The sequence below is a fragment of the Candidatus Cloacimonadaceae bacterium genome (genome assembly GCA_030693415.1).
GTDB lineage: Bacteria > Cloacimonadota > Cloacimonadia > Cloacimonadales > Cloacimonadaceae > JAUYAR01.
Genome location: JAUYAR010000172.1, coordinates 1 through 1324, shown reverse-complemented (window position 1 = coordinate 1324; position 1324 = coordinate 1). Strand labels below are relative to the sequence as shown.

General features: G+C 41.0%; 1 protein-coding gene. It reads right to left on the bottom strand.

Features of this window, described 5'->3' with window-relative positions:
* Positions 1-94 precede the first annotated feature (94 nt).
* Positions 95-1189, bottom strand: coding sequence for an RNA-directed DNA polymerase (locus Q8M98_11110; protein ID MDP3115301.1), 1095 nt, complete (start codon positions 1187-1189; stop codon positions 95-97).
* Positions 1190-1324: the final 135 nt, after the last annotated feature.

Genomic DNA, 1324 nt, shown 5'->3' with positions numbered 1-1324 from the left:
GGATTGTTGTTGTTGCGGTTGGCAACCCGACAGTTGTTGTCATTGTTGTTCCAAGAACCACCACGCAGCACAGGTTTATGTTTCATACCCATATTTATACAACCAGTTTCCAGTGTTTATTACCTGTCCTGAACTCTATCTTGCTCAAGACTTCATTGCATATACGCTTGGTATGTCCACCCAGCAAATACCCCAAGTGTCCATTAAAGCTTCGTAATAGCTTTTTTAAGTCAGTATGCGGATTCTTGCTTTTTAACGCAAGCTTCCGTCTAAACCGCACAAGGTTTTGTGTCCTGATCTTGATTCTTTTGCCAAATAGCCTGAATCCCAAAAAGTCCACACCGTGCTTGTTCGATTGAATACAGTCCTTCTTTGGGTTTATGTGAAGCCTGAGCCGAGACAATTCTGAGATAATTTTATCCCTGCCTTGTTTCAGTTCGCTGCGGTCATTGCCAAAAACAAGCATATCGTCCATGTAGCGGACGTAGTTCGTGAAATGCAGCTTTTCTCTGATAAAGTGATCAATCCCGCTCAAGTAATAGTTTGCCCATAACTGGCTGGTCAGATTACCAATCGGAAGACCTCGATCTCGGATCATATCAAACAGATCATCGCCTTCAAAGGCTTGATAGTATTCCGCACCACCGCTATATGTAGCAATCTGTAGGAAGAGCAGATTCAATAGCTTAACGTCTTTGAATTTCTTTTTCAACAGAGTTTTTAATATTTCATGGTCTATAGAGTAGTAGTATTTGCTGATATCAAGACTATAATGAAACTGAGTATTCTTATAGAAATAGAAGGCTCGTTTCACCGCCTTGTGTAGTCCTTTGTTTATTCTGCAAGCATAGCTGTCCACAATCAAGGGTTTATCGAGTATTGGCAAGATGACATTGCATATAGCATGATGGACTACCCTATCGCAAAATGGCGCTGCTGTGATTAAGCGCTCTTTTGGCTCATATATCTTGAATTGACGGTAAGAGCCAAATCTGAATGTCTCACTTTCCAATGCTTGCTGAATCTCATATAATTTTCGCTCCCAATCGTTATAGAAATCATCCGTCGCTTCTCCATGCTTACCTTTGCGCGCTTTCTTGTATGCCAGCAGCAAGTTTTCCCAAGCATAAATCTTTTCGTATAAATATCCAAAGCGCTTCATCTTTAACCCTTGAGTGATTTTATCCAACCGCCAAGCTGTTTTCCGATGTTCTCAATCTGCTCTATAAATGCATGGTGTATTTTGCTGTCAAACAAATGAAAGTCTCTGGACAGGCGAGTCAACAAACGTAAGTTTTCCAGCTTAACACTAACTCCTTGTAAG